Below are 22,480 nucleotides of genomic sequence, written 5' to 3' on the forward strand. Positions count from 1 at the left end.
CGAGGATGGGCGTATGGAAATCCTGCTGCTGGGCACCGGCAGCGCCGACGGCTGGCCGAATCCATTCTGCCGCTGCGCCTCCTGCCGATCGGCGACTCAGGTTCGCGGGCAGACCGCCGCGCTGGTCGACGACGTTTTGCTGCTGGACTGCGGGCCGGAGGCGCCGCGGGCCGCCGCACGCTTCGGGCGATCGCTGGCTTCGGTGCGCCACATCCTGTTCACCCACGGCCACTGGGACCACGTCGGGCCGATGGCGCTGTTGATGCGGCACTGGACCGGGACGGATGCGCCCCTGGAGGTGGTCGGCCCGGCCAGTGCCCTCGACCAGTGCCGGGACTGGGTGGGCCCCGACGACCCGGTCCGCTTCGTCGAGGTGACACCGGGTGACGAAGTGGATCTCGGGGACTATCGGGTTCGGGTGCTGGCCGCCGCGCACGGGACTGACCTCGGCGGTGACGCGGTGCTCTACGACCTGGAAACCGTTGGTGGCCGGATCTTCTGGGGAACCGATACCGGACCGCTGCCCGCCGAGACGCAGGCGGCGGTCGCCGGCGCCGCCTTTGATGTGGTCTTCCTGGAGGAGACGTTCGGCAACCACACCACGCACGGGACGCAACATCTCGACCTGCCCGCGTTCGCCGTCACCCTGGCCGCGTTGCGAAGCTCGGGCGCCGTGGTCGACACCACCGACGTGGTCGCTGTACACCTGAGCCACCACAATCCGATCGAGCCGGAACTGACCTGGGTACTGTCGAATTCGGGCGCTCGACCGGGACGCGATGGTGAGGTGGTGCGAGTGGGTGCAGCTGGGACCTCGTCGCGCACCCTGGTGTTGGGCGGGGCGCGGTCTGGTAAGTCCGCGCACGCCGAGGCGCTGCTGGTCTCCGAGCCGTCGGTGACCTATCTGGCCACCGGTGGAGTGCGGGAGGGCGATCCTGAATGGGCGGAGCGGGTTCGGCTGCACCGATCCCGGCGCCCGGCTTCGTGGCGCACCATCGAGTGCAGTGACGTCACCGAGCAGCTGCGCACGGCCGAAACCCCGTTGTTATTGGACTGTTTGGGCACCTGGCTGACCGCCCGGATGGACCTGCACCGGGTCTGGGACACCGGCGTGCTCGATGCTGTCCATGCTGACATCGACGAGCTGGTTTCGGCCTGGCGGGCCTGCCCGGTGCGGGCGGTGGCGGTCAGCAACGAGGTCGGCAGCGGGGTGGTGCCCGCCACCGCCTCGGGGCGTCTGTTCCGTGACCTGCTGGGGGTGCTCAATGCGCGGATCGCCGCCGAATCCGACGACGTGGTGCTGATGGTGGCCGGCCGGCCGCTCAGGCTCCCTGCGCAGTGAGCTTCAAGTCGACACAGTCGCTGTAGCAAGGGGTTTCGCCGGGGGACTCCGGAGTCGCGACCCGAATCAGCACCGCCCGGCTGGGGGTGATCGCCACACTGGCCAGCTCGCCGGTATCGGAGACGTCGGCGGCGCCGTCGACGATCACGGTGTAGCCGCCCGGGGCCGGCGGTGGCCACAGCACCGTCACGTCGCTGCTGCGCGCCAGGTTCGCCCGGCTGCGCCGTCCGCCGAGGGCGCCGATGCGCACGGTCTCGCCGTCAAGCGTCGGCATCACCGGTACCGGGTGCGGGCGGTTCTCGGTGTCGACGGTGATCAGATAGGCGTAGTCGTAGCCCACCAGTTTCTCGGCGAGCCGGTCGAAATCCACGTTGGAGGTCATAAATTCGAGACTAGTCCGCTTTGAGCTGAACGCAGTCGTGGACGGTGCCGACCGCTCGGCCGTTCTCGAACACCGGCCGGTGCAGCAGGGCTTTGGTCGGTGTCACCAGCACCGGGCCGGCCGGATCGTCGGGAACCTCGGCCGTGCCGTCGACGAATAGTGAGTAGTCGCCGACATCGCGGGCCGGCCAGACCAGGGTGACCGTGTTTCGGGCCGCCATGTTCTCCCGGCCATGGCTACCAACCGGGCCGACATCCACTCGGGCGCCGTCGAAGGTCGGGGTGATCGCGGTGGTGCGCACCCGGTAGTCGTCGCCAACGGTCACCAGGAACGCGAAGCGGTAGCCGGGCAGCAAGTCGCCGAGGCGGGTGAGGTCGACGGGCTTGGGCATGGTGTCGAGCATACGGCGCGGCGCGGATCCGGCGGCTCCCGAAAGCGGTGGGAGTCCGCGGCATCGCTCTCTCCCCTTAGCCGTCCCCGCTGACGCCGTGACCAGCCGGGAGCACCCATTGGCCGACACCGCTGCCGCCGCTACCGGCGCCCCCTCCGCCTCCACCGTCGCCGTGGGCGACTCGGGTGACACCGTCGCTGAAGCCGGCAAGAAACACGTGCTCCGCAGCCTGCGCTCAGCACGCCGTATCCCTGCCCGTAGCGCACTACCTGTCCTTGCGCCCGCCGCAGCGACCACTAACTCACCCGGGGTTCGGTAGTCGCCACCCGGCCCGGGTAGTCGGAACCCTCAAGCCGCCCCGGAATCGGTAGTCGTCCACGGATGCCGCGTGTCACCCGGCCGGACACCGTGGACGGCACCGAACCGGGATCGGATGAAGCGAGGGCAGACATGGCCGCTCCTGACAGCGCCGCGCAGCGGTATGAGGCCGCTCTGCGCCGGCTTCCCGATGCGCGTTCCCTCGCGCTGCGACTGCGCGACGCCGGTGTCGCCGAGGTGCCGTGAGGTGTTCGAAAGTGTCTACGATCGACGGGTGGGTGGCCGCTGGCCCCCTGATGGGTCGGGGTGAAGAGCGACCGTCAAGGCGGGCGTTGTCACCCGAGACGAATTGTCCGTGATGGTCAAGCGATTCGCCCAGGCGTCGGTGCCATCCGGCTAATTTTCGATCCGGCGGCAGACAACCAGCGTCATCTCGGTCAAGATAGCCCTATGGAATTCCGCTACCTGGGTAACTCCGGCCTCCAGATCTCCGAGATCACCTACGGCAACTGGCTCACCCACGGCTCACAGGTCGAGAACGATGTCGCCACCGCGTGTGTGCACGCCGCGCTGGATGCCGGCATCACCACCTTCGACACCGCCGACGTCTACGCCAACGGCCGTGCCGAAGAAGTACTCGGCGCGGCACTGAAAGGCCGTCGGCGTGAATCGCTGGAAATCTTCACCAAGGTCTACTGGCCGGTCGGCCAAGCGCCACTGGGCAAGAACGACACCGGGCTGTCCCGTAAACACATGATGGAGGCCATCGACGGATCGCTGCGCCGGCTGGGCACCGACTACGTCGACCTATACCAGGCGCACCGCTATGACTCCTTCACACCGCTGGAGGAGACCATGCAGGCGTTCGCCGACATCGTGCGGGCGGGCAAGGCGCTCTACGTCGGGGTCAGTGAGTGGACACCCGACCAGATCCGCCAGGCCCACGGGCTGGCCCGCCAGCTCGGGATCTCGCTGGTCTCCAGCCAGCCGCAATACTCCATGCTGTGGCGGATCATTGAGCCCGAGGTGGTCCCGGTCTGCCGTGAGCTGGGCCTGAGCCAGATCGTCTGGTCGCCGATGGCCCAGGGCGTGTTGTCGGGCAAGTACCTGCCCGGTCAGCCCCCGCCGGCCGGTTCACGCGCCACCGACGAGAAGGGTGGGGCGGACTTCGTCAAACGCTTCATGACCGACGACGTGCTGACCCGGGTACAGCAGTTGCGTCCGATCGCCGAGGAACTGAACCTGACGACGGCGCAGTTGGCGATCGCCTGGGTGCTGCAGAACGACAACGTCGCCGCGGCACTGGTCGGGGCCTCGCGCCCGGAGCAGGTGACCGAGAACGTCAAGGCGTCGGGGGTGCGGATTCCCGCCGAGCTGCTGTCCCGCGTCGACGAGGTGCTGGGCGACGCGGTGACCAGCGACCCGGCGCTGGTGGCCAAGTCCACCCCGACGCAACGGCTGCTCTGAGTCGTCACACCCGGCACAGGATCTGGCTGTGCGGGATCGTCAGCCAGCCGTCCGGGTGGTCGGCCCAGTCTCGCCACGCTCGCGAAATCGCCTGCAGCTTGGCCTGATCCGCGGCACCACTGTTAAGTAGTTGCGCGGCGATGGCGGAGTGCAGGATCCGATCGGCCCACATGCCGCCCCAATGCCCCCGCTCGGCCGGGGTGGCATAACAGGTGGCGCTGGCCGACGGGGTGACGTCGCTGAATCCGGCAGCGTGCGCCCAGGCCAGCAGGCGCCTGCCGGCGTCGGGCTCGCCGCCGTTGGCCCGCGCGGCATCACGGTAGAGTCGCAGCCAGTCGTCCAACTCCGCCGACGCCGGATACCAGGTGAACGCCGCGTAGTCGCTGTCGCGCACGGCTACCATCCCGCCGGGCTTGCAGACCCGGCGCATCTGGGCCAGCGCGGTCACCGGGTCGGCGACGTGCTGCAGCACCTGATGGGCATGCACCACATCAAAACTGCTGTCGCCGAACTGCAACGCGTGCACGTCGGCGACCACGAAGTCGATATTGTGCAGCCCCCGCTCCCGAGCGCAAGTGCGGGCCAGCTCCAGCGCCTCGGGCACCGGCTCGATGGCCGTCACCCGGCCCGGCGACACGATGCCGGCCAGATCCGCCGTGATGGTGCCCGGACCGCAGCCCACATCCAGCAACCGCAGGCCCGGCATCAGCGAACCCAACAGATAGGCCGCGGAGTTCTGCGCCGTGCGGGCACGGTGGGCGCGCAGCACCGACTCATGGTGGCCGTGAGTGTATTTGGGCTCTGGGCGCTCCGTCACATCCGACAACGCTACGCCGGCGCCGGCCGACGGCCGCGCACCAGCCTGCCGGGCCGGGCAGCGGTGGGTTTGCCGTTCTCGGCGATGATCTCGCCAGCGACGATCGTCGCCACGTAGCCATCGGCGGTCTGGTCGAGCCGACGCCCGCCGGCCGGCAGATCGTAGGTGATCACCGGCTTGTGCAGGCGCAGGTTCTGGTGATCGATGACGTTGAGATCCGCCTTGTAGCCGACCGCGATCCGTCCCCGGTCATCGAGCCCGGCGACCCGGGCGGGCACCGATGTCAGCTCGCGGACCGCCGCTGCAACGCTGAACCGACCGGACGCGCGATCACGGGCCCAATGGGTCAACACATAGGTGGGAAAGCTTGAGTCACAGATCATTCCGTAGTGCGCACCGCCATCGCCCAACCCCAGCACCACGTCATCGCGACGCAGCAGGTCACCGACCGTGTCCAGTGAGTTGTCCCGGAAGTTCGCCAGCGCATCCAGCAGGATCGCGTGCCCGTCGTCGTCAAGCAGGCGGTCATAGGCCTCCTCGACCGCAGAGACGCCACGGGCGCGGGCCCGCGCAGCGATGCTCTCCGATGGATCGGGTTCGTAATCGGCGTCGTCGCCGAGCGGGTAGGTCCACTCCCAGGACTGGGAGAGGTAGGCAATCGGGTTGGTCGGGACGATACTGGGTTGGTCGGCCAGAATTCGTTGTCGGACATCGGGTTTGCGCATCTCGGCCACCCGCTCCGCCAAGGGGAGCCCGGCGATCTCCCGGTAGCTGGGGTACAGCACGAACGGGTTGATGCTCAGGTCGAGTCCGACCATGAGTCCGATCGGTCGCGGGAAGACCTGCGCGGTGATCTCAGCGCCGGAATCGTTGGCCTTCTCCACCATGGTGAGGGCGTCCTGCCAGACCGGTTCACCGGCGTTGCCGATCAACAGTGTGAAGGTGACCGGTAGACCCGCATCCGTCGCGGCGTCGAAAATCTGCTGCAGCACGGGCTGATACGCGCCATCGGGCAGGTCGGGGACGAACTGGATCAGGCCGCCACCGCCATCGGCGATGCCGCGGCCGATCTCCAAGATCTCGTCGTAAGCGGCGTCGTAGCTGGGGATCTGGGAGCCGGTCCGGGTGCGATGGGTGACCAGCCGCGACGACGAGAATCCCAGCGCCCCCGCCTCGGCGGCCTCTTGCGCGAGTACGCGCATCCGCGCCAGATCCGCCGGTGTGGCGGGTTCGCGGTCGACGCCGCGCTGTCCCATCACGTAGACCCGCAGCGGCGAATGTGGCAGAAACGCCGCCACATCGATGTCGCGGCGCCGCGCATCGACGGCATCCATGAACTGCGGGAAGGTCTCCCACGTCCACGGCAGACCGTCGGTCATCACCACGCCGGGGATGTCCTCCACACCGGCCATCACGTCGACCAGCACCTCGTGGTCGGCGATCCGGCACGGCGCGAAACCCACCCCGCAGTTACCCATCAGCGCCGTCGTCACGCCGTGTGACGACGAGGGATTGAGCCGATCCGACCAGATCGACTGCCCGTCGTAGTGGGTGTGCAGGTCGACGAAACCCGGTGTCACCAGCAGCCCGGCCGCATCGATCACGTGCTCGGCGTCGCCGCTGACGGTGCCGACCTCGACGATGAGTCCATCGCGGACCGCAACGTCGCCGACGTACGTCCGGCCGCCCAGCCCGTCGACGATCGTGCCGTTGCGGATGACGAGCTCAGCGACGTGCGTCATCTACCCAATCTACGGCCGGATCGGTACCTCATGCCAGGGCATTTCCGTGATCGATCGCCAAAACAGCTCGGCCCTTCAGTCTCGAGTCGTGGCTATAGTGAGTGGTTGGAGCAACCCTGAGGCCTGCAAGGGATTGGAGGGGCAAACCGATGGTCGCCATGGAGCGTCTCGACGCGGATGGTATCCGGGAGCTGTCCCAACGGACCGACAAACTCGGCGTGCTGTCCGTGAACCTGAATGCCGATCCGAGCGGGGACCCGAACCTGGAAGCCGCCACTATCGACCTGAAGAACCGTTTCCGGGAATTGCAACGCCGGATTGCCGCGGAGGCCGATGACAGCGGCGAGACCGGCGCGGCGCTGGAACGAATCTGGCCGAGAGTAGCCGAACTGGCCGACCCCGCGGGCGCCGGCCGAAGCCGAATCCTGTTCGCCGGACTGGAAGATGACTGGGTTCTGCAACTGCAAAGCGCGTTGCCGATCGCCAGTCGAGTGGTGTTGGACGATCGCCCGTTCATCCACCCGTTGCTCGAGATGATCGATGAGGGCCGGCCGGCGGGTGTGGTCCTGGTTTCACCCGAGGAGGCTCGCCTGCTCGAGTGGCGCCTCGGGTCGCTTCAGCCGCTGAGCCGAATCGAGCAGCAGTACATCCAAGCGCCCCACGAGCGTGCCGGGCACCTCGGTGGCGGCCCGCAGGGGCAGTTCAACACGCCGATGCGAGAACAGCGGCAGTCGCGCGAGCAGGATCGGGCACACCGTTTCCTGGATCAGGTGACGACGGTGGCGGCCGGACTGGCCGCTGAGCGCGGCTGGGAGCGAATCCTGGTCAGCGGTGGGGACCGCTGGAGTGAGCCGACCGTCGCGAAGTTTCCGCACGCGTTGCGCGACCGGATATTCGTCGATTCCCGAGTCCTCGGTGGGCTCGATGATGCGGCGCTGCAGGCTGCTGTGACCGACTGGGCCCACGAGCAGCACGCGGAGCGGGAACGCCAAATACTGGACAGTGTCGGCGAGGGCGCCGGGGCTGGACAGCCGGTGGCGCTGGGGCTCTCGGAGGTGGCCGCGGCACTGAACGCCGGTCGGGTCGCACATCTGATATATGACCCGGGTGTCCGTTACACCGGCATGGTGGGCGCCAACGGGTCCCTCTACGGCGGCGAGGAGGTCGGCCCGGCCGGGCGCCCGGCAGAACCGGAGGCCCGGTTGACCGAGCGGCTGGTGGAGCGGGCATTGCAGACCGGGGCCCGGGTCAGCCCCATCGAAGGGGCGGCCGACGGACGGCTGCGCGATGCGGCGGGTATTGCCGCACTGCTGCGCTGGTGATGCCCGGCAGGTCTGCAATGCCGGGAAGGAGTCGACGATGAGCCCGACGTCATCCCGGAGGTTCCCATGACCGATGCCGCGTTACAGGGTCTGCTCCGCGACGCGTTCACGCGGCTGGTCGAGCACGCCGATGAAGTCACCGAGGATCTCACCGATGCGGTGGCCACCTACCGGCCGACTCCGGAGGCCAACAGCATCGCCTGGCTGCTGTGGCACAGCGCCCGGGTGCAAGACATCCAGGTCGCTCAGGTCGCCGGCGTCGAACAGGCGTGGACCCGGGACGGTTGGGTGGACCGGTTCGGACTCGATCTGCCGCGCGACGACAGCGGGTACGGCCACAGCGCGGCCGACGTCGCCAAGGTCCGTGCCCCGGCGCAGCTGCTGGCGGGCTACTACCGCGCGGTGCACGAGCTGACCCTGCGCTACATCGACGGCATCACCGCCGACGAGCTGGCCCGGGTCGTCGATAGGCACTGGAACCCGCCGGTGACCGCCGGGGTGCGGCTGGTCAGCGTCATCGACGACTGCGCCCAGCACCTGGGGCAGGCGGCCTATCTGCGGGGCTTGAAAGGGTAGGCATCGGGCTGGACTTGACACCTGTCGAGGCGGGTGCGACCCGGATCACAACCGGGACTAGCATGGCGTCATGACCGCCACCACGCCCGCCCCCGCCCTGTCCGGCACCGACACCGTGCTCAACCCCGCCACCGGGGGGGCTGCCGGTGAGGTCCGCTGGACCGATCCGTCCGACGTCGAAGCGATCGCCGCCGGACTGCGTACCGCCCAGCGCGAATGGGAGGGACGCGGCGCCAAGGGCCGGGCCAAAGTGCTGGCCCGGTACGCGGTGTGGCTCGGCGAGCATCGGGACGAGATCGAGAAGATGCTGATCGCCGAGACCGGCAAGTCCAGCACCGACGCAGCACAAGAGGTGCCGCTGCTGATCATGATCCTGTCCTACGTCATCAAGGTCATGGACAAGGCGATGGCCCCGGAGTCCCGGCCGGCAGCGCTGCCGCTGATGGCGATCAAGAAGATCGCGGTGCACTACCGGCCGCGCCCGGTGGTCGGGGTGATTGCGCCGTGGAACTACCCGGTCGCCAACGCGTTGATGGATGCGATCGGTGCACTGGCGGCCGGTTGCGCGGTGCTGCTCAAGCCGTCCGAGCAGACCCCGCTCACCGCCGAGCTGCTGCGCGACGGCTGGCAGCAGGCCGGCGGACCCGACGTGTTCGCGGTGGTCCAGGGCGCGCGAGAAGTGGCCGAAGCGGTCATCGACAACTCCGACTACGTGCAGTTCACCGGTTCGACGGCCACCGGGCGCAAGGTGGCCGAGCGGGCGGCGCAGCGCCTGGTGCCGTTCAGCCTCGAGCTGGGTGGCAAAGACCCGATGATCGTGTGCGAGGACGCCGACATCGACCTGGCCGCACACGCCGCGGTGTGGGGCGCGATGTTCAACGCGGGACAGACCTGCGTCTCGGTCGAGCGGGTGTACGTGCTCGAACCCGTCTACGACAAGTTCGTCGCCGCGGTCGTCCGCGACGTGCAGGCGCTGCAGCTGGGCGCCGGCGAGGGCACCCACTTCGGGGCTTTGATCAACGATCAGCAATTGGCAGTCACCGAACGCCACGTCACAGAGGCACTCGCCGCGGGAGCGCGCGCACTGACCGGCGGTGAACGCGCAGCCGGCGCGGGCAGTTTCTACCCGCCCACCGTGTTGGTCGACGTCGACCACTCGATGGCCTGCATGACCGAGGAGACCTTCGGGCCGACGCTGCCGATCATGAAGGTCGGCAGCGTCGAGGAGGCCATCCGGCTTGCCAACGACAGCCCCTACGGGCTGAGCGCATCGGTGTTCTCCGGTGATGTGTCACGGGCCAAAGACATTGCCCTCCAGTTAGATTGCGGGGCGGTGAACATCAACGACGTGATCGCCAACCTGATGTGCACCACGGCGCCGATGGGCGGCTGGAAGACCTCAGGTATCGGTGCGCGGTTCGGCGGCCTCGACGGGATCCGCAAGTTCTGCCGGCAGGAGGCGGTCGTGTCGCCGCGCACCAGCGTCGGTGCGGGCGGGAACTACTACCACAATTCGCTCAAGGCGCTGGCCCGGATGAACGCGCTGATGACCCGGATGGCGCTGGCGCGCCCGCGCCGCACGGCCAAATAGTGCGCTTCCTGACGGCCGCCCTGTTCTGGTTGCTGACCACGGTGACATTGGCGGTGACGCTGCCGACGGCCTGGGCGCAGTGCAACCTCGTCGACGCCGACGGCTACGCCCGGCTGGCGCAGCGGGCCGCGGCCCAACCGGCCCTGCAAGATGCGGTCGCCGCCGAACTCAGCTCCCAGGCGGTTCGACTGATCCGTGCGCAAGGCTTCCCCATCAACCCCGCCCCGGTGCGAGAGGCCGCCGCCGAATACACCGCCGGCCGGTCGTTCCCGGCACAGTTCGTGAAGCTCAACCGCGACGGGCACGATTGGCTGCTCAGCGGCGACGACACCCGCCCGTGGGAGATCGACGTGGTGCCGATGTTGCGGGACAAGGCGTTTGCGCAGCTGTTGGACGACTACAACGTCGCACTGCCGGCGTCGATGACCGTGCCGCTGACGCCGACGTCCACCGAGGTGACGCGGCCCGGCGGATTACACCGGTTTGCGGTGTGGGGGCCGTCGCTGAGTTTGGTGCTGGTGGCGCTGACCGGGTTGTGTGCGGCCTTGACGATCGCCGCGGCGCGGCATCGCGGCAGGGCGGTGGCGAGCCTGGGCGTTTCGGGGCTGCTGGTGGGCGCGGCGGGCTGGTCGGGGCTCGAGGTGGCGCGGCGCTACCTGAACCAGGTGCTCAACCAGGCGACCGGCGACATCCGCCGCATCGCCGACGCGGTGGCCGATGTGGCCGAAGCCAGCCTGCACCAGTGGCTCAATCTGACCCTGGGGGCCGGCGCGGTCATGGTGCTGGTCGGGGTGGGCGTCGCGCTGCTGGGGGCGCTGCGCCGATAGTGCGCGGCCGTTTGGGCTCGCTACACCGCGGGTACGCCGCCAGGCATGACTTCGGCCGCACCGCCGCCGCTGAGCGCAATTGCGTTGGTCTGCACGCTCAAGGGCGGCGACGCCCCGTCAAGCAGCGACCTGATCGCAGACCAGTTGCTGGGGCAGCTGCGTTCCGGGGGCGTCGCATGCGACAAGGTTCGCTGTGTCGACCTGTCGCTGCTTCCCGGCGTGGAAGCCGACATGGGGGAGGGCGACGACTGGCCGGCGCTGCTGGCGAAAATCAAGTCGGCGAACATTCTCGTCATGTCGACGCCGACCTGGGTCGGCCACATGTCCAGCGTCGCGCAACGCGTCCTGGAGCGACTCGATGCCGAGCTCTCCGATCAGGACGACGCCGGCCGGCCCAGGATGGTCGGCAAGGTGGCACTGGCCGCCGTCGTCGGCAACGAGGACGGCGCACACAAGATCGTCGCCGATCTGTTCCAGGCGCTCAACGACATCGGATTCTCGATACCCGCCCAGGGCTGCACGTACTGGAACGGTGAAGCCATGCAGGGCGTGGACTACCTGGACTTGGACCAGGCCCCGGAGGCGGTGGCCACCACGACCGCGGCGGCGGCGCGCAACGCGGTGCACCTTGCCGAAGTGCTGCGGCAAAACGCGTACCCGCCGTATGCCGGGCCGGACTGAGGTTTGAGGCGGTCGCACCGGAGAGCAGGACACCACCGTGGCAGAGGCGGCCGCCGCGGCGCTGTGAATCGCTGCGGGCGTCTCGGGGGCGTCAGTTTCGTCCGTCCAGCATCCGCCACAGGAACGAGAAGCTCAGCGCCGATTTGAACGCCGCCTGCGCGTTGTCGGCCGCCCCGCCGTGACCGCCCTCGATGTTCTCGTAGTACCAGACCTTTTTGCCGAGCTTCTCCAGCGCCGCGGTCATCTTGCGGGCATGACCGGGATGCACCCGATCATCGCGGGTGGAGGTGGTGATCAGCACCGGGGGATAGCTCGGTTCTGCCGAAATGTTCTGGTACGGCGAGTATTCGCCGATGAACGCCCAGTCGTCCGGGTTGTCCGGGTCGCCGTACTCGGCCATCCAGGAGGCGCCGGCCAGCAGCAGGTGGTAGCGGCGCATATCCAGCAGCGGCACCTGGCAGACCAGCGCCCCGAACTGCTGCGGGTAGGCGGTGAGCATGATGCCCATCAGTAGTCCGCCGTTGCTGCCGCCGATCGCGCCGAGCTGCGCCACCGTGGTGATGCCGCGGTCCACCAGATCGGCTGCCACCGCGGCGAAGTCCTCGGCCACCAGGTGCCGGCCCTCCCGCATCGCCTGGGTGTGCCAGCTCGGCCCGTATTCGCCGCCGCCGCGGATGTTGGCCAGCACGTAGGTGCCGCCGCGGGCCAGCCACAGCCGGCCCAGCACCCCGTCGTAGCCGGGGGTGCGGGCCACCTCGAAACCGCCGTAGCCGGCCAGCAGTGTCGGGCCGGTCGCGTCCTGCGGGCGGACCACGAAATACGGGATCGCGGTGCCGTCCTTCGACGTGGCGAAGTGCTGACTGACCTCCAGTCCCCCGGCATCGAAAAAGGCCGGAGCGGACTTGATCTCGGTCAGCGGCCCGTCCACCGGGCCGTGCAGCAACCGCGACGGGTGAACGAATCCGCTGGAGTCCAAGAAGATCTCGTCACCGGTGTCGTCGGCGGCCGCGATCACCGTGTTGGTGTTGGCCGGTACCTCGGCAACCGGGCGGCGCTGCCAATCAACCGGGCTGACCACCTCCACCCGGCTGGCCACATCGTGCAGCGTGACCAGCACGAGTCGGTCACGGGTCCAGGCGTAGTGGTGCAGCGCGGTGTGCGCGTCGGGCTCGAAGACCACACTCAACTGTGCTGTGCCCGCCAAGAATTCGTCGTAGTCGGCCGCCAGCAATGAGCCCGCGGCATACGAGGCGATGCCGGTATCCCAGTCGGTGCGCAGCTCGATGAGGATCCACTGTCGATGCACCGATACCGACGCGTCGGTGGGCGCGTCGATGCGGATCAGCTCTTGACCGCCGGGGACGCCGCGTAGCTCGTAGACCTCGTCGTTGAAGAAGTCGATGGCCCGCGAGACCAGGGTCCGCTCGAAGCCCGGTGTGCGATCGCGTCCGGCTCCCACCACCACATCGGTCGCCTCGCCGGCGAACAGCGTCTCGGCGTCGGCGAGCGGCTGGCCGCGACGCCACCGCTTGACGATCCGCGGATACCCGGAGTCGGTGAGCGAATCCGCACCGAAGTCGGTGCCCACCAGCACGGTGTCCTCGTCCTCCCAGCCGATTCGCGACTTGGCCTCGGGCAGCTGAAATCCGCCAGCAGCAGGGGGAACGAATTCCCTGGCGGCCATGTCGAATTCCCGCACTACCGCCGCATCCGAACCGCCCGGGGACAGCGAGACCAGCGCCCGGGTGAGTTCGGGTTCGATGACGTTGGCGCCGCCCCACACCCAGTTCCGGCCGTCGACTCGACTCAACTCGTCGACGTCGATGATGACCTCCCACTCCGGCGCGCTGCTGCGGTAGCTGTCGAGCGTGGTGCGCCGCCACAATCCGCGCGGATTGGCGGCATCACGCCAGAAGTTGTAGAGGTGATCGCCGCGCCGCCGCACGTACGGGATGCGGGCATCGGTGTCGAGCACCTCCAGCGCCGCCGTGCGCATCGCCTCGAAATCGTCCCCCGCGAACTCTTCGACTGTCGGGGCGTTGTGGGCGCGCACCCAGTCCAGCGCATCGTCACCGGTGACGTCTTCGAGCCACAGGTACGGGTCGGTCGTCGCGTCGTCAGCCATGACCGCCATTGTGACCGCGGCGGTAATGTGAGGTGCACAACACCGTCAAGGCAGAGGGAAGTACTGATGACCGTCTATGCACGTCCGGGCAGCGCGGCGGCGCTGATGAGCTTTGAGTCCCGCTACGGCAACTTCATCGGCGGGCAGTGGGTGGCGCCGGTCGGTGGTGAGTATTTCGAGAACATCACCCCGGTCACCGGTCAGGTGTTCTGCGAGGTCCCGCGCTCGACTGCGGCCGACATCGAGCTGGCCCTGGATGCGGCGCATGCGGCGGCGCCGGCGTGGGGCAAGACGTCCCCGGCCGAGCGGGCCGCGGTGCTCAACGCGATTGCCGACCGCATCGACGCGCACCGCGAACAGCTCGCGGTCGCCGAGGTGTGGGACAACGGCAAGCCGATCCGGGAGGCGCTGGCCGCCGACATCCCGCTGGCCGCCGATCATTTCCGCTACTTCGCGTCGGCGATCCGCACCCAGGAGGGCGCGCTGAGCCAGCTCGACGACGACACCGTGGCCTATCACTTCCGCGAGCCGCTGGGGGTGGTGGGCCAGATCATCCCGTGGAACTTCCCGCTGTTGATGGCCGCCTGGAAACTGGCCCCGGCACTGGCGGCCGGAAACGCCGTGGTGCTCAAACCGGCCGAGCAGACCCCGGCGTCGATCCTGTACCTGCTGAGTCTGATCGGTGAGCTGCTGCCGGCCGGGGTGCTCAACGTGGTCAACGGTTTCGGGGTCGAAGCCGGCAAGCCGCTGGCATCGAGCAACCGGATCGCCAAGATCGGCTTCACCGGCGAGACCACCACCGGGCGGCTGATCATGCAGTACGCCAGCCACAACATCATCCCGGTCACCCTGGAGCTGGGCGGCAAGAGTCCCAACATCTTCTTCGCCGACGTGCTGGCCGCCGCCGACGACTTCCAGGACAAGGCGCTGGAGGGATTCGCCGGGTTCGCCCTCAACCAGGGCGAGGTGTGCACCTGCCCGTCGCGGTCGCTGATTCAGGCCGAGATCTACGACGAGTTCCTGGAGTTGGCCGCGATACGCACCAAGGCGATCCGGCAGGGTGACCCGCTGGATCCGGCCACCATGGTCGGTGCGCAGGCCTCCAACGACCAGCTGGAGAAGATCCTGGCCTACATCGAGATCGGCAAGGGCGAGGGCGCCAAGGTCATCACCGGCGGGGAACGCGCCGAGCTGGGCGGGGAACTGTCCGGCGGCTACTACGTGCAGCCCACGATCTTCGCCGGCCACAACAAGATGCGGATCTTCCAGGAGGAGATCTTCGGCCCGGTGGTCTCGGTGGGCTCGTTCGGCGACTACGACGACGCCATCGCCCAGGCCAACGACACCCTCTACGGGCTGGCGGCCGGGGTGTGGAGCCGCGACGGCAACACCGCCTACCGGGCCGGCCGTGACATTCAGGCCGGCCGGGTCTGGGTCAACTGCTACCACGCCTACCCCGCGCACGCCGCCTTCGGCGGCTACAAGCAGTCCGGGATCGGCCGGGAGAACCACAAGATGGTGCTCGATCACTACCAGCAGACCAAGAACCTGCTGGTGTCCTACTCGGAAAAGGCGCAGGGTCTTTTTTGATGGGCCCGTACTGATGGAGGCACCGGCCTGATGGGCGCACCGGAGCGGGTGCGGATCACCGAGGCGGCAGCCGAACTGCTGGCACGGCTGGTGGCCCGGCACGGTCCGGTGATGTTCCATCAGTCCGGCGGCTGCTGCGACGGCTCAGCGCCGATGTGTTACCCCGACGGTGACTTCATCGTCGGTGACCATGACGTGCTGCTCGGTGTGCTCAGCATCGACCGAGCCGCCGGTGGCGAGGTGCCGGTGTGGATCTCCGGGCCGCAATTCGGGGCCTGGAAGCACACCCAGCTGATCATCGACGTGGTGCCCGGCCGCGGCGCCGGCTTCAGCCTGGAGGCGCCGGAGGGGCTGCGGTTCCTGTCCCGGGCGCGCGCCTTCACTGACGACGAGAACGCCGCACTGGAGGAAGTCCCGGTGATCACCGGGTCGCTACCGCGCTGAGCGGGGTTGCGGTCGTAGAATCTGCTGGTGTGATTCCGCTGCCGCGCCCCTGGTTGTTGAGCAGCATCATGCTGGTCGGAGCCACCGCCGGTGTACTGGCCGGGATCGGGGCGACATTGCTGGTCACCGCGCCGCTGCGCCCGGATGTCGTGATCGCGCTGGTGCTCATCGCGCCCACCGTCGCGGGGCTGGTCCTGGTGTTCGCCTCGTCGCGCCGCTGGGTAACCGGACTGGGTGCGTTTCTCCTCGCGCTGGGCCTCGGCTGGTTTGGGGCGCTGGCGGCGATTCAGGCGGTCTCGGGTGTCTGAGACCACCGACACCGGGGCGCTGCCGATGACCGAGCCGCACATGGCGCCGATCTTCGACACCGGCCCGCATCCGGCGCCGCTGCCCGGGGCGTCCGGCGAGCTCCAACCGCAACCGGGGCTCGAAGCTCCGCCGGAACCGGAGCCGAACGAGCCCGAGTCGAAGGCCGGCCCGGCCAAACCGCCAAAGCCGGTCGTGGTCGAGGGGCAGTACCGCTTTCTCAAGTGGTGGCAGTTCGCGCTGGTGCTGGTGGGCGTCTGGATCCCGGCGGCCGGCATCGGGCTGGGGCTGTTCTCGTGGTGGTATGCGCTGGCCGACAAGACCCCCGCGGTGTTCGTCGTGGTGGTCTATGCGGCCGGGTGCGTGGTGGCGGGGCTGATCGTGGCGATGGTGGGGGAGAAGCCGCTGTTGTCGGCGGTCGCGCTCGCGATCATGACGGCGGTGTTCGCCTCGGCCGTCGCCGCGGCCCCGCTGTACGGCCATCACTTCTGCCAGCACGTGGAGCGTTGCGTCGGCGGAATCATCCCGTACTGAACGGATTGGCCGGCCGACGATAGGGTGAGCGGGTGACCCACTATGACGTCGTAGTCCTCGGAGCCGGCCCCGGTGGTTATGTCGCGGCCATTCGCGCCGCCCAGCTCGGTTTGAACACCGCCATCGTCGAACCCAAATACTGGGGCGGGGTCTGTCTGAACGTCGGTTGCATCCCGTCGAAAGCGCTGCTGCGCAACGCCGAACTGGCGCACATCTTCAACCGCGAGGCCAAGACCTTCGGGATCAGCGGCGAGGCCACCTTCGACTACGGCGCGGCGTTCGACCGCAGCCGCAAGGTCGCCGACGGCCGGGTCGCCGGGGTGCACTTCTTGATGAAGAAGAACAAGATTACCGAGATCCACGGCTACGGCCGGTTCACCGACGCCAACACCCTGGCCGTCGAGCTCAACGAGGGCGGAACCGAGAACGTCACCTTCGACAACGCGATCATCGCCACCGGGTCCAGCACGCGACTGGTGCCGGGCACCTCGCTGTCGGCCAACGTGGTCACCTACGAGGAGTTGATCCTGAGCCGGGAGCTGCCGGGCTCGATCATCATCGCCGGGTGCGGGGCTATCGGCATGGAGTTCTCCTACATCCTGGCCAACTACGGCGTGGACGTCACCGTGGTGGAGTTCCTGGCCCGAGCGCTGCCCAACGAGGACGCCGACGTCTCCAAAGAGATCGAGAAGCAGTTCAAGAAGCTGGGTGTGAAGATCCGCACCGGCACCAAGGTCGAGTCCATCAACGATGACGGTTCCGCCGTCACCGTCACCGTCAGCAAGGACGGCCAGCGCGAGGAGCTCAGGGCCGACAAGGTGTTGCAGGCCATCGGTTTTGCGCCCAACGTCGACGGCTACGGACTGGAGGCCGCCGGGGTGGCGCTGACGGAGCGGCGCGCCATCGGGGTCGGGGAGTACATGCAGACCTCGGTGCCGCACATCTACGCCATCGGCGACGTCACCGGCCTGCTGCAGCTCGCTCACGTCGCCGAGGCACAGGGCGTGGTGGCCGCCGAAACCATCGGCGGCGCCGAGACGATGTCGCTGGGTGACTACCGGATGATGCCGCGCGCCACCTTCTGCCAGCCGCAGGTGGCCAGCTTCGGCCTTACCGAGGAGCAGGCTCGCGCCGAGGGCTACGACGTGAAGGTGGCCAAGTTCCCCTTCACCGCCAACGGCAAGGCGCACGGGGCGGGTGACCCGAGCGGGTTCGTGAAGCTGATCGCCGACGCCCGCTACGGTGAACTGCTCGGCGGGCATCTGGTCGGCCACGACGTCTCCGAGCTGCTGCCGGAGCTCACGCTGGCGCAGAAGTGGGACCTGACCGCCGCCGAGCTGGCGCGCAACGTGCACACCCACCCCACCATGTCCGAGGCGCTGCAGGAGTGCTTCCATGGCCTGACCGGCCACATGATCAACTTCTGAGGTCTTGGTTCCACGCGCCCGTCACCTCGAGGCTGTAATTGGCGCGGAGTTATCTCGTACTTTTGCGCGCTAACAACAGTCTCGGCGTTTTGAGGTCAGGCCATCAGCGCGAAAACCCCGCACCCGACCAGCATTCCGGTCAGGTTCGCACCGGCGTTGACGACGTCGTTGCCCACCCACCGCCACCCCGCGGACGGCTCGGTGGGGCGCCCGCAGTGCAGCGCGTCCTCCACCGTGGCCCCGCAGGATTCGCAGCGGAAGCGGGTCTGCACGGTGGCGCCGATCATGGTGTCCACCAGTGAGCCGGCGATACCGGCCGCCAACCCGACCGGCACCATCACCGGCCCGGCGAACAGGGCGCCGAACGCGCCCACCAGTAGCGCGCCCAGCACCGTTGCGGCCGAACCCAGCGGTGACACCGCGCCGGAGGTGCCCTTGGGAACCCGGCCGCGCGTCCGCAGCGACAGCGGCTCGCGGCCGGAGAACCGCCCGATCTCCGATGCCCACGAGTCGGCGATCCCGGCGGCGATACCGCCGATGGACACCGCGTACCACAGCGGGTCGCGGGTGAACGCGAACCCGATCACCGGTACCAGCACCGGAAGACCCGCATTGACCGTCACCTGACCGATGCCGCGCACGCCCGAGGCACGGCCGGGCCTGCGATAGGCGGTGAGGACGCTGGTCAGCGAGAAGAACACCGCGGCCGGGATGATCCAGGCCCAGTCGCCCAGCCCGACGGCGACGCCGGCGATCAGGCCGCCGCACAGCGCCCCGGGCAGATCCAGCCAGCGCATCCGGATCATGAACGGCACGATGGCGCAGCCGAATACCACCGCGGCCAGCCAGCGCAGCGCATCATCGGTCGACAGGTCACGCGCGACGTGCAACAGCAGCGCCACCCACGGCGTGATCAGCAGGTTGTCCGCCGCCGGCACCACCAGCAGTTCCACGGCCGCCGTCGACACCGCGACGAACAGCGAAACCGTCACCGCCATAAACGTATTCAGTTCAAGACCCACCCGGCAGAACACCCACGACACGGCGAACGCGATGGCCACGAACGCCACCGAGCCCTCCAGGGAGCGCACCCCGCCGCCGGCCGCCACCCGGTGTCTGCCGAACCGGTCCCCGACCAGGGCGGCACCGGCATCGGCCAGCCCCAGCACCACCACCCCGGTCGCGATCGCGACCCGATCCGGCCAGAACGCCAGCACCGCGATCAAGGCCCCGCCGGCGAACCCGACCAGCCCGTAGTCGCGGGAGCGGGTGCCGTCGAACACGCCCGGCACCGGAACCAGGCCACGCTCCACGATGAACGCCAATGCCACCGTCGCGGCGGCCAGCACACCCGCCACCACCGCTCCGTTGGTCAGCTCGAACGCGGCCGCGGCGGCGAACAGCCCGCACAACGCGTGCGGGATCTTCCGGGTGACCAGCGGCCCGGCGCCCCGCCGCAGCAGCATCCGCCCGACCACGATCAGCACGGCGGCGATCGCCAGCGTTCCGCCCCCGGCGACGGCCAGATCGTGCCAAACGGTATCCGCCACGCAGGGCTACTCGTCGAAGTCCAGCGGCACCCGCAGTGCGCTCAAGGTGGCGGCCAGTGCGTCGTATTGGGATGTCAGCATCACGAATTCGATCAGCCGCGGACGATCCAGATGCTTCGACAACTCCGCCCAGGTGGCATCGGAGAGGGTGCGGGTGCCGACGAGTTCGTCGATCGCGGTCAGCATGGCGCGCTGGCGGGCGGTGAGCTCGTCGACACGGGGGCCGTCGGGGCCTTCGAAGATGCGCGCCTGGGTGTCGTCGTCGAGGCCGGCCGCGCGGCCCATTCGGCGATGGTGCTGCAGTTCGTACTGGCTGTCACGCAGGTGGCCGACCCGCAGGATCACGAACTCGGTGTCGCGGGTGGACAGCTTGCCGCCGCGCATCAGCATTCCGCCGAACGGCAGCCAGGACCACATCAATCGGCGGTGCTGGCCCAGCGTGGTGAACAGGTGCGCCCGGGGCACTTGCTGACGACGGGCGATGACTTTGCAGACCAGCCAGTTGGCGAGACCGAGGTCGCGCAGGCCGGGGGCTTCGGGGATGCGAGAGTTCACCGCTGTTGCTTTACCAGATACGGCGACACCGTGCTGCGGTGTTCGTTGAGATCAAGGTCACGGCCCAGCGCCGGGAACGCCCGTTGCGGGCAGTTGTCGCGTTCGCAGACCCGGCAGCCAGCCCCGATCGGGGTGGCGTTATCACCGTTGAGATCCAGCCCCTCGGAGTAGACCAGCCGGTGGGCCTGGCGCAGTTCGCAGCCCAGCCCGATAGCGAAGGTCTTGCCCGGTTGGCCCCAGCGCGACGCTCGGCGCTCGACGGTGCGCGCCACCCACAGGTACTTGCGGCCGTCGGGCATCTCCGCGATCTGCACGCCGATCTTGCCCGGGTTGCCGAACGTCTCGTAGACGTTCCACAGCGGGCAGGTCCCGCCGCTGGAAGAGAAGTGAAAACCCGTGGCCGACTGACGTTTCGACATGTTTCCCGCCCGGTCGACCCGGACGAACGAGAATGGGACGCCCCGCATCGACGGTCGCTGCAGGGTGGACAGCCGGTGCGCGATCGTCTCATAGCTGACCCGGTAGAACGCCGAGAGCCGCTCGATGTCGTAGCGGACGGTCTCGGCGCTGTCGTGGAACTGCCCGTAGGGCAATACGATCGCCGCCGCGAAGTAGTTGGCCAGCCCCAGCCTGGCCAGGGTGCGGGAGTCCTTCGAGGTGAACTTGCCCTCTTCGACCATGGCGGAGATCAGGTCGTCGAACTCCAGGTACGCCAGCTCGGCGGCCATCTTGAACACCCGCTGCCCCCATGACAGGTGGTGGCCCATGTCCAGTGTCTTGGTCTGCGCGTCGTAGCGGTGCAGCACCGTCTCGCCCAGGTCGATCCGGCGGTTGATGTGCACGCCGTGTACCTCGGTGAGCCGATTGGCCAGTTCGACGGCCAATTCGCCTTGGTGCCTTCGCATCCGGGTGGTCAATTCCTCGGCGGCGGTGTCGAGTTCGTGCAGGTAGTTCTGCCGCTGGTAGAAGTAGTCGCGGACCTCTTCGTGCGGCATGGTGATCGCGCCGGTGCCGCTGCCGTCGGTGTAGCGCTCCTCGGTGGCCGCGGCCAGCTGTGCCGTGGTGAGCCGGTAGCGGCGGTGCAGATTGACCATGGCCCGGGCCAGTTTCGGATGGGCGCTGACCAGTTCGGCCACCTCGGTCAGGTCGACGTCGATGTCCAGGTCGCGGTCCATGGTGACCTCGCGCAACTCGGCGACCAACCGGGTGTCGTCCTGGGAGGCGAAGAAGGTGGCGTCCACGCCGAAGACCTCGGTGATGCGCAGCAGTACCGCCACCGTCAGCGGCCGGACGTCGCGCTCGATCTGGTTGAGGTAACTCGGTGAGATCTCCAGCAGCTGCGCCAGGGCGGCCTGGCTGAACCCGCGCTCGCTGCGCAGCTGGCGCACCCTGGCGCCGACGTAGGTCTTGGCCACGCCGCCGAGGCTACCCGTTGCGAAGGCCGCGTTCGCATTATTGGCATGGCATGATCGCTCAGGGAAATCTACGGGGAGCATCGCGATGCAGCAGACAGATGAGCCGACCGGTTTGGCCAAGGTTTTGATGCCGGTGCCCGACCCGCATCCCGATGTGTTCGACCGGCAGTGGCCGCTGCGGGTAGCCGACATCGACCGGGCCGGCCGACTCCGGATGGACGCGGCCGCCCGGCATATCCAGGACATCGGCCAGGACCAGTTGCGCGAGGGCGGCTACCAGGAGACCCACCCGCTGTGGATCGTGCGCCGCACCATGATGGACGTGATCCGCCCGATCGAGTTCCAGGACATGCTGCGGGTGCGGCGCTGGTGTTCGGGCACCTCGAACCGCTGGTGCGAGATGCGGGTCCGCATCGACGGGAAACGCAGCGGCGGGCTGATCGAATCCGAGGCGTTCTGGATCAACATCAACCGCGAGACGCAGGGCCCATCGCGCATCTCCGACGACTTTCTGGCCGGACTGAAACGCACCACCAGCGTCGACCGGTTGCGCTGGAAGGCCTACCTGAAGGCCGGTGACCGCGAGGACGCGGCCGAGATCCACGAGTACCCGATCCGGTTCACCGACATCGACCTGTTCGACCATGTGAACAACTCGGTGTACTGGAGCGTGGTCGAGGACTACCTGTCGAGCTACCCCGAGCTGCTCGCGGCGCCGTTGCGGGTGACGCTGGAACACGACGCTGCGGTGGCGCTGGGCGACAAACTAGAGATCGTCTCCCACGTTCATCCGGCCGGATCGACCGATCGCTTCGGGTCCGCACTGGCCGATCGTGCTGTTAGAACGCTCACATACGTCGTCGGCGAAGAGGTCAAAGCGCTCGCCGCGATCTTTCCGCTGTAACACGTTCTAGTCAGTACGGGCGTACTGCTAATACCCCCGTTGACCTGTGCGGATATGTTACCCACCGGTAGCTTATTCGACGACGACCACGACGGGGCGTCCCAGAGATTCTTCGCAAACTTCGCATAACGCCCGTACTGTTTTGCCAAACTTGGCAACGAAAACCGGTGGACC

22 protein-coding genes are annotated in these 22,480 nt (G+C 68.2%); 14 read left to right on the plus strand and 8 right to left on the minus strand.

The features are described 5' to 3' along the window. The first annotated feature begins 13 nt into the window (after positions 1 to 13). On the plus strand, positions 14 to 1,342 hold the full coding sequence (locus tag DQP56_RS06400; RefSeq protein ID WP_112684123.1) for a bifunctional adenosylcobinamide kinase/adenosylcobinamide-phosphate guanylyltransferase: 1,329 nt from the start codon (positions 14 to 16) through the stop codon (positions 1,340 to 1,342). Here the strand turns inward: DQP56_RS06400 and DQP56_RS06405 are convergent. Both DQP56_RS06405 and DQP56_RS06410 read right to left on the minus strand, forming a co-directional pair. Then, entirely contained in the window at positions 1,323 to 1,724 is a 402-nt protein-coding gene (locus DQP56_RS06405) for a pyridoxamine 5'-phosphate oxidase family protein (protein WP_112684124.1), read from the minus strand. The genes DQP56_RS06400 and DQP56_RS06405 overlap by 20 nt on opposite strands. 10 nt (positions 1,725 to 1,734) lie before the next feature. After that, complete coding sequence (locus tag DQP56_RS06410; protein WP_112684153.1) at positions 1,735 to 2,115, minus strand: pyridoxamine 5'-phosphate oxidase family protein; 381 nt, start codon at positions 2,113 to 2,115, stop codon at positions 1,735 to 1,737. A gap of 381 nt (positions 2,116 to 2,496) precedes the next feature. On the opposite strand from DQP56_RS06410, the gene DQP56_RS06415 reads away from it, so the two are divergent. Beyond that, positions 2,497 to 2,679, plus strand: coding sequence for a hypothetical protein (locus DQP56_RS06415; RefSeq protein WP_112684125.1), 183 nt, complete (start codon positions 2,497 to 2,499; stop codon positions 2,677 to 2,679). A 204-nt stretch (positions 2,680 to 2,883) separates the two neighbouring features. Then, entirely contained in the window at positions 2,884 to 3,900 is a 1,017-nt protein-coding gene (locus DQP56_RS06420; protein ID WP_112684126.1) for an aldo/keto reductase family protein, read from the plus strand. A gap of 4 nt (positions 3,901 to 3,904) precedes the next feature. On the opposite strand, the gene DQP56_RS06425 is transcribed toward DQP56_RS06420, so the two are convergent. Both DQP56_RS06425 and DQP56_RS06430 read right to left on the minus strand, forming a co-directional pair. Continuing rightward, positions 3,905 to 4,717, minus strand: a complete 813-nt coding sequence (locus DQP56_RS06425) for a class I SAM-dependent methyltransferase (RefSeq protein WP_112684154.1) — start codon at positions 4,715 to 4,717, stop codon at positions 3,905 to 3,907. A gap of 11 nt (positions 4,718 to 4,728) precedes the next feature. Further along, positions 4,729 to 6,459 (minus strand): N-acyl-D-amino-acid deacylase family protein, encoded by a 1,731-nt coding sequence (locus DQP56_RS06430; protein ID WP_112684127.1) that lies wholly within the window; start codon positions 6,457 to 6,459, stop codon positions 4,729 to 4,731. 149 nt (positions 6,460 to 6,608) lie between these two features. On the opposite strand from DQP56_RS06430, the gene DQP56_RS06435 reads away from it, so the two are divergent. The 5 genes from DQP56_RS06435 to DQP56_RS06455 all read left to right on the plus strand — a co-directional run bounded on the left by DQP56_RS06435 (position 6,609) and on the right by DQP56_RS06455 (position 11,456). Beyond that, positions 6,609 to 7,781 (plus strand): MSMEG_1130 family ribosome hibernation factor, encoded by a 1,173-nt coding sequence (locus DQP56_RS06435; protein WP_112684128.1) that lies wholly within the window; start codon positions 6,609 to 6,611, stop codon positions 7,779 to 7,781. 66 nt (positions 7,782 to 7,847) lie between these two features. Then, a complete protein-coding gene (locus tag DQP56_RS06440) occupies positions 7,848 to 8,357 on the plus strand; it encodes a mycothiol transferase (protein ID WP_112684129.1) in 510 nt (169 codons plus the stop codon). Between the two features lie 70 nt (positions 8,358 to 8,427). Next, positions 8,428 to 9,948 carry an aldehyde dehydrogenase family protein gene (locus tag DQP56_RS06445; RefSeq protein ID WP_112684130.1) on the plus strand — a complete coding sequence of 507 codons (1,521 nt, stop codon included), beginning with the start codon at positions 8,428 to 8,430 and terminating at the stop codon, positions 9,946 to 9,948. Beyond that, positions 9,948 to 10,775 (plus strand): hypothetical protein, encoded by an 828-nt coding sequence (locus DQP56_RS06450; RefSeq protein WP_112684131.1) that lies wholly within the window; start codon positions 9,948 to 9,950, stop codon positions 10,773 to 10,775. The genes DQP56_RS06445 and DQP56_RS06450 overlap by 1 nt, the downstream gene beginning before the upstream one ends. Before the next feature lie 45 nt (positions 10,776 to 10,820). Then, on the plus strand, positions 10,821 to 11,456 hold the full coding sequence (locus tag DQP56_RS06455) for a flavodoxin family protein (protein ID WP_112684132.1): 636 nt from the start codon (positions 10,821 to 10,823) through the stop codon (positions 11,454 to 11,456). A gap of 91 nt (positions 11,457 to 11,547) precedes the next feature. Here DQP56_RS06455 and DQP56_RS06460 read toward each other — a convergent pair whose 3' ends face one another. Further along, positions 11,548 to 13,590: a prolyl oligopeptidase family serine peptidase gene (locus DQP56_RS06460; protein ID WP_112684133.1), complete on the minus strand. Its 2,043-nt coding sequence runs from the start codon at positions 13,588 to 13,590 to the stop codon at positions 11,548 to 11,550. Between the two features lie 57 nt (positions 13,591 to 13,647). On the opposite strand from DQP56_RS06460, the gene exaC reads away from it, so the two are divergent. The 5 genes from exaC to lpdA are packed head-to-tail and all read left to right on the plus strand — an operon-like array spanning position 13,648 to position 17,882. Next, on the plus strand, positions 13,648 to 15,171 hold the full coding sequence (exaC, locus tag DQP56_RS06465) for an acetaldehyde dehydrogenase ExaC (RefSeq protein WP_112684134.1): 1,524 nt from the start codon (positions 13,648 to 13,650) through the stop codon (positions 15,169 to 15,171). 30 nt (positions 15,172 to 15,201) lie between these two features. After that, on the plus strand, positions 15,202 to 15,615 hold the full coding sequence (locus DQP56_RS06470) for a DUF779 domain-containing protein (RefSeq protein WP_112684135.1): 414 nt from the start codon (positions 15,202 to 15,204) through the stop codon (positions 15,613 to 15,615). Positions 15,616 to 15,644: 29 nt separating this feature from the next. Next, positions 15,645 to 15,923: a putative holin gene (locus DQP56_RS06475; RefSeq protein WP_112684136.1), complete on the plus strand. Its 279-nt coding sequence runs from the start codon at positions 15,645 to 15,647 to the stop codon at positions 15,921 to 15,923. Next, entirely contained in the window at positions 15,916 to 16,455 is a 540-nt protein-coding gene (locus DQP56_RS06480; protein WP_112684137.1) for a hypothetical protein, read from the plus strand. Before DQP56_RS06475 ends, DQP56_RS06480 begins: the two co-directional genes overlap by 8 nt. A gap of 32 nt (positions 16,456 to 16,487) precedes the next feature. Then, positions 16,488 to 17,882 (plus strand): dihydrolipoyl dehydrogenase, encoded by a 1,395-nt coding sequence (gene lpdA, locus DQP56_RS06485; protein ID WP_112684138.1) that lies wholly within the window; start codon positions 16,488 to 16,490, stop codon positions 17,880 to 17,882. A gap of 95 nt (positions 17,883 to 17,977) precedes the next feature. Here the strand turns inward: lpdA and DQP56_RS06490 are convergent, their stop codons facing one another. Genes DQP56_RS06490 through ramB form a run of 3 tightly spaced genes read right to left on the minus strand, consistent with a single transcriptional unit; the run spans position 17,978 to position 21,402 of the window. Next, complete coding sequence (locus DQP56_RS06490) at positions 17,978 to 19,432, minus strand: DUF92 domain-containing protein (RefSeq protein WP_112684139.1); 1,455 nt, start codon at positions 19,430 to 19,432, stop codon at positions 17,978 to 17,980. Positions 19,433 to 19,438: 6 nt separating this feature from the next. Continuing rightward, complete coding sequence (locus DQP56_RS06495; RefSeq protein WP_112684140.1) at positions 19,439 to 19,987, minus strand: carboxymuconolactone decarboxylase family protein; 549 nt, start codon at positions 19,985 to 19,987, stop codon at positions 19,439 to 19,441. Then, complete coding sequence (gene ramB / locus DQP56_RS06500; protein ID WP_112684141.1) at positions 19,984 to 21,402, minus strand: acetate metabolism transcriptional regulator RamB; 1,419 nt, start codon at positions 21,400 to 21,402, stop codon at positions 19,984 to 19,986. Before ramB ends, DQP56_RS06495 begins: the two co-directional genes overlap by 4 nt. Before the next feature lie 85 nt (positions 21,403 to 21,487). On the opposite strand from ramB, the gene DQP56_RS06505 reads away from it, so the two are divergent. After that, positions 21,488 to 22,306 carry an acyl-[acyl-carrier-protein] thioesterase gene (locus DQP56_RS06505; RefSeq protein ID WP_112684142.1) on the plus strand — a complete coding sequence of 273 codons (819 nt, stop codon included), beginning with the start codon at positions 21,488 to 21,490 and terminating at the stop codon, positions 22,304 to 22,306. Positions 22,307 to 22,480: the final 174 nt, after the last annotated feature.

Source organism: Mycolicibacter senuensis, from assembly GCF_003284925.1.
GTDB classification, from domain to species: Bacteria; Actinomycetota; Actinomycetes; order Mycobacteriales; family Mycobacteriaceae; genus Mycobacterium; species Mycobacterium algericum_A.

Bases quoted from the DNA above. Each gene is read 5' to 3' on its own strand.
- DQP56_RS06400 (WP_112684123.1), top strand. From the start codon at position 14: ATGGAAATCCTGCTGCTGGGCACCGGCAGCGCCGACGGCTGGCCGAAT.
- DQP56_RS06405 (WP_112684124.1), bottom strand. From the start codon at position 1,724: ATGACCTCCAACGTGGATTTCGACCGGCTCGCCGAGAAACTGGTGGGC.
- DQP56_RS06410 (WP_112684153.1), bottom strand. From the start codon at position 2,115: ATGCCCAAGCCCGTCGACCTCACCCGCCTCGGCGACTTGCTGCCCGGC.
- DQP56_RS06415 (WP_112684125.1), top strand. From the start codon at position 2,497: ATGCCGCGTGTCACCCGGCCGGACACCGTGGACGGCACCGAACCGGGA.
- DQP56_RS06420 (WP_112684126.1), top strand. From the start codon at position 2,884: ATGGAATTCCGCTACCTGGGTAACTCCGGCCTCCAGATCTCCGAGATC.
- DQP56_RS06430 (WP_112684127.1), bottom strand. From the start codon at position 6,459: ATGACGCACGTCGCTGAGCTCGTCATCCGCAACGGCACGATCGTCGAC.
- DQP56_RS06435 (WP_112684128.1), top strand. From the start codon at position 6,609: ATGGTCGCCATGGAGCGTCTCGACGCGGATGGTATCCGGGAGCTGTCC.
- DQP56_RS06440 (WP_112684129.1), top strand. From the start codon at position 7,848: ATGACCGATGCCGCGTTACAGGGTCTGCTCCGCGACGCGTTCACGCGG.
- DQP56_RS06445 (WP_112684130.1), top strand. From the start codon at position 8,428: ATGACCGCCACCACGCCCGCCCCCGCCCTGTCCGGCACCGACACCGTG.
- DQP56_RS06455 (WP_112684132.1), top strand. From the start codon at position 10,821: ATGACTTCGGCCGCACCGCCGCCGCTGAGCGCAATTGCGTTGGTCTGC.
- DQP56_RS06460 (WP_112684133.1), bottom strand. From the start codon at position 13,590: ATGGCGGTCATGGCTGACGACGCGACGACCGACCCGTACCTGTGGCTC.
- exaC (WP_112684134.1), top strand. From the start codon at position 13,648: ATGACCGTCTATGCACGTCCGGGCAGCGCGGCGGCGCTGATGAGCTTT.
- DQP56_RS06470 (WP_112684135.1), top strand. From the start codon at position 15,202: ATGGGCGCACCGGAGCGGGTGCGGATCACCGAGGCGGCAGCCGAACTG.
- DQP56_RS06505 (WP_112684142.1), top strand. From the start codon at position 21,488: ATGCAGCAGACAGATGAGCCGACCGGTTTGGCCAAGGTTTTGATGCCG.